At 64.6% G+C, this 4,409-nt stretch carries 4 protein-coding genes; all 4 read left to right on the top strand.

Annotated features, from left to right (window positions below; all coding sequences use genetic code 11):
- Positions 1-434: 434 nt before the first annotated feature.
- The 4 genes from nrdH to nrdF are packed head-to-tail and all read left to right on the top strand — an operon-like array spanning position 435 to position 4,344.
- The gene (gene nrdH / locus ACFWE2_RS24675) at positions 435-677 is read left to right on the top strand and encodes a glutaredoxin-like protein NrdH (RefSeq protein WP_020017613.1); all 243 of its coding nucleotides are present in this window, start codon (positions 435-437) and stop codon (positions 675-677) included.
- Positions 678-730: 53 nt separating this feature from the next.
- A complete protein-coding gene (gene nrdI / locus ACFWE2_RS24670; RefSeq protein WP_377226849.1) occupies positions 731-1,165 on the top strand; it encodes a class Ib ribonucleoside-diphosphate reductase assembly flavoprotein NrdI in 435 nt (144 codons plus the stop codon).
- Positions 1,166-1,206: 41 nt separating this feature from the next.
- Positions 1,207-3,312, top strand: coding sequence for a class 1b ribonucleoside-diphosphate reductase subunit alpha (gene nrdE / locus ACFWE2_RS24665; protein WP_377226848.1), 2,106 nt, complete (start codon positions 1,207-1,209; stop codon positions 3,310-3,312).
- Between the two features lie 51 nt (positions 3,313-3,363).
- Positions 3,364-4,344 carry a class 1b ribonucleoside-diphosphate reductase subunit beta gene (nrdF, locus tag ACFWE2_RS24660; RefSeq protein WP_377226847.1) on the top strand — a complete coding sequence of 327 codons (981 nt, stop codon included), beginning with the start codon at positions 3,364-3,366 and terminating at the stop codon, positions 4,342-4,344.
- Positions 4,345-4,409 lie beyond the last annotated feature (65 nt).

Here is a 4,409-nt window from a genome sequence, read left to right as displayed (position 1 = left end):
ATCTCAAGGCAACCGACCGAAGTCATGCCCACCGACGTGTGTTGTGAGCCAGTTCACCCTTCCGTTCGGCGCTCGCGGGACACGCCGAACGGGCGCGACACGCCGCGAACTGAGATCACTTTTTCGGGGCTTCGAGGCCCCTCGCAGGCGCGTGAGGTGCCGGTTCTCGGGGTGCACCGGGCCGGGCCCGGAGCCGCGGCAGGAGGCCGCGCGTGCGGCCTACCGAGCGGTGTCAGAGGCTCGTGGCAGCATGGTCCATGGGCGTCGCGAGCGGTTCCGGTGTAGTGCGCCGCTCGACCTCAACCACAACATGTCGTAACCGGGCGGGTGTCAGACACTAGGTGTAGTGTTTGGTTCAGCGGGAGACGCACACCCGCTCACAAAGCACATCGGTGTAAGTTCACAGATGTCCTTCGAGGTCAGAGGAGGCGGACATGAGCGTCACTGTCTACAGCAAGCCGGCATGCGTCCAGTGCGACGCGACGTACCGGGCACTGGATCGCAAGGGTGTCGAGTACACGGTCGTCGACATCACTCAGGACGCCGAGGCGCTCGAGATGGTCCGCGGCCTCGGGTACCTCCAGGCGCCGGTCGTCGTCGCCGGCGACACCCACTGGTCGGGCTTCCGCCCCGACCAGATCAGCGCGGTCGCCGCGCTCCAGGCCGCTTCGGCCTGACCTGCACCAGCGCAACACCCTGTACTACCGCAACGTCGGCAAGGAGGCGTGACGTGGGTTCACTCGTCTACTTCTCCAGCGTGTCGGAGAACACGCACCGGTTCGTCGAGAAGCTTGCTCTCGAAGAGCTGGGGATGCCGGTGCACCGGATCCCGCTGCGCCCCGCCGACGGATTCCTGCGCGTGGACGAGCCCTACGTCCTCCTGGCCCCCACTTACGGTGGCGGCAACGAGGGCGGGGCCGTCCCGCGGCAGGTGAGGAAGTTCCTCAACGACGAACACAACCGGTCGCTCATCCGCGGCGTCATCGCTGCGGGGAACACCAACTTCGGGGCCGCGTACTGCATCACCGGGGACATCATCGCCGCGAAGTGCGATGTCCCGTATCTGTACGCCTTCGAACTACTTGGCACCGCGCAGGACGTCGCGCGCGTCCGCAACGGATTGGGACGATTTTGGCAGCAACAACTACAGAGCCTCTCCGCCTGAACGGTGAAGGGCTGAGCGAGATCCCCCTGGAGAGCATCCAGATGGACTATCACTCGCTCAACGCGATGCTGAACCTGTACGGGCCGGACGGGAAGATCCAGTTCGAGAAGGACCGCGAGGCGGCCCGCCAGTACTTCCTGCAGCACGTGAACCCGAACACCGTCGAGTTCGACACGCTCGACGCGAAGCTCGACCACCTCGTCGAGGCCAAGTACTACGACCCGACCGTGCTGGCCAAGTACTCCCGTGCGTTCGTCAAGGAGCTCTTCCAGCTCGCGTACTCGAAGAAGTTCCGCTTCGAGACGTTCCTCGGCGCCTTCAAGTACTACACCTCGTACACGCTCAAGACGTTCGACGGCAAGAAGTACCTAGAGCGCTTCGAGGACCGTGTCGCCATGGTCGCGCTCGGCCTGGCCGACGGCGTCGAGCAGACGGCGCGCGACATCGTCGAGGAGGTCGTCGCCGGGCGGTTCCAGCCGGCGACGCCGACCTTCCTCAATGTCGGCAAGGCGCAGCGCGGCGAGCCCGTGTCCTGCTTCCTGCTGCGCATCGAGGACAACATGGAGTCCATCGCGCGCAGCATCAACTCCGCGCTGCAGCTCTCCAAGCGCGGCGGCGGCGTCGCGCTGCTCCTGAGCAACATCCGCGAGCACGGTGCGCCGATCAAGCACATCGAGAACCAGTCGTCCGGCGTCATCCCCGTGATGAAGCTCCTGGAGGACTCCTTCTCCTACGCGAACCAGCTCGGCGCGCGTCAGGGCGCCGGTGCCGTGTACCTGCACGCGCACCACCCCGACATCATGCGGTTCCTCGACACCAAGCGGGAGAACGCGGACGAGAAGATCCGCATCAAGACGCTCTCGCTCGGTGTGGTCATCCCGGACGTCACGTTCGAGCTGGCCAAGAAGAACGCCGACATGCACCTGTTCAGCCCGTACGACGTCGAGCGGATCTACGGCGTGCCGTTCGCGGACATCTCCATCTCGGAGAAGTACGACGAGCTCGTGGCCGACGACCGCATCCGCAAGACGACGATCAGCGCACGCGACTTCTTCCAGACGCTCGCGGAGCTGCAGTTCGAGTCCGGGTACCCGTACATCATGTTCGAGGACACGGTGAACGCGGCGAACCCGATCAAGGGCCGCATCACGCACTCGAACCTGTGCTCCGAGATCCTCCAGGTCTCCACCCCGTCGACGTTCAACGAGGACCTCTCGTACAGCGAGGTCGGCCGGGACATCTCCTGCAACCTCGGCTCGCTGAACATCGCGAAGGCGATGGACTCGCCGGACTTCGGCCGCACGATCGACACCGCTATCCGTGCGCTGACCGCGGTGAGCGACCAGACGTCGATCGAGTCCGTCCCGTCGGTCAAGCTGGCCAACCAGCAGGGCCACGCCATCGGCCTCGGCCAGATGAACCTGCACGGCTACCTCGCCCGCGAGCGCATCCACTACGGCTCCGAAGAGGGCATCGACTTCACCAACATCTACTTCTACACCGTCGCGTACCACGCGATCAGGGCGTCCAACCGCCTGTCGATCGAGCGCAACAAGAAGTTCGGTGGGTTCGAGGACTCGAAGTACGCGACGGGCGAGTACTTCGACAAGTACGTCGAGCAGGAGTGGAAGCCGGCCACGGAGCGTGTCGCGCGCCTGTTCGCCGACGCCGGGGTGTCGATCCCGACGCAGGACGACTGGCGTGAGCTGCGGGCCTCGGTCATGGAGCACGGCATCTACAACCAGAACCTCCAGGCCGTGCCGCCCACGGGCTCGATCAGCTACATCAACAACTCGACGTCGTCGATCCACCCGGTGCCGGCCAAGATCGAGATCCGCAAGGAAGGCAAGCTCGGCCGCGTCTACTACCCGGCGCCGTACATGACGAACGACAACCTGGAGTACTACCAGGACGCGTACGAGATCGGGTACGAGAAGATCATCGACACGTACGCCGCGGCGACGCAGCACGTGGACCAGGGCCTGAGCCTCACGCTGTTCTTCCCGGACACCGCCACCACGCGCGACGTCAACAAGGCGCAGATCTACGCGTGGCGCAAGGGGATCAAGACCCTGTACTACATCCGCCTGCGTCAGCTGGCACTGGAGGGCACCGAGATCGAGGGCTGCGTCTCCTGCATGCTCTGACCGGTTCCTGCCGCCAGCCTCGCCCGTACCGCCGCCCCTGAAGGAACTCCCATGTCGCCAACCGGCAAGCTCAAGCTCATCGATCGTGTGACAGCGATCAACTGGAACCGCCTCGAGGACGAGAAGGACGCCGAGGTCTGGGACCGTCTGGTCGGCAACTTCTGGCTGCCGGAGAAGGTGCCGGTCTCCAACGACATCCAGTCGTGGAACACCCTCTCGGAGCACGAGAAGACCATGACCTCGCGGGTGTTCACCGGGCTGACCCTCCTGGACACCATCCAGGGCACGGTGGGTGCGGTGTCGCTGATCCCGGACGCGATCACGCCGCACGAGGAGGCGGTGTACACCAACATCGCCTTCATGGAGAGCGTGCACGCGAAGAGCTACTCGTCGATCTTCTCGACCCTGCTGTCGACGCCGGAGATCGACGCGGCGTTCGAGTGGTCCGAGAACAACGCGAACCTGCAGAAGAAAGCAGAGATCGTCCTCGACTACTACCGGGGCGACGACCCGCTGAAGCGGAAGGTCGCCTCGACGATGCTCGAGTCGTTCCTGTTCTACTCCGGCTTCTACGCGCCGATGTACTGGTCCTCGCGGGCGAAGCTCACGAACACGGCCGACCTGATCCGCCTCATCATCCGTGACGAGGCGGTCCACGGGTACTACATCGGCTACAAGTACCAGAAGGGCCTCGCGAAGCTGACGCAGCCCGAGCAGGACGACCTCAAGGCCTACACGTTCGACCTGCTCTTCGAGCTGTACGAGAACGAGGTGGAGTACACCGAGTCGCTCTACGGCGAGCTGGGGCTGACCGACGACGTCAAGAAGTTCCTGCGGTACAACGGCAACAAGGCCCTGATGAACCTGGGCTACGAGGCGTTGTTCCCCAAGGAGGACACCGACGTCAACCCGGCCATCCTCGCGGCGCTCTCGCCGAACGCGGACGAGAACCACGACTTCTTCTCGGGGTCCGGCTCGTCGTACGTGATCGGCAAGGCAGTGGAGACCGAGGACGACGACTGGGACTTCTGACCTCGCGCCAGACGCCCGTCGCCCGTAGCGGCTGAACAGAGGCCCGGAACCGCAGAACCCTGCGG

It is taken from the genome of Promicromonospora sp. NPDC060271 (assembly GCF_042726755.1).
In the GTDB taxonomy this organism is placed as follows: domain Bacteria; phylum Actinomycetota; class Actinomycetes; order Actinomycetales; family Cellulomonadaceae; genus Promicromonospora.
This window is presented reverse-complemented; position numbering and strand designations above follow the sequence as displayed.

Excerpts from the sequence above, each read along its gene's own strand:
- nrdF (WP_377226847.1), top strand. The coding sequence starts at position 3,364 with ATGTCGCCAACCGGCAAGCTCAAGCTCATCGATCGTGTGACAGCGATC.
- nrdE (WP_377226848.1), top strand. The coding sequence starts at position 1,207 with ATGGACTATCACTCGCTCAACGCGATGCTGAACCTGTACGGGCCGGAC.
- nrdH (WP_020017613.1), top strand. The coding sequence starts at position 435 with ATGAGCGTCACTGTCTACAGCAAGCCGGCATGCGTCCAGTGCGACGCG.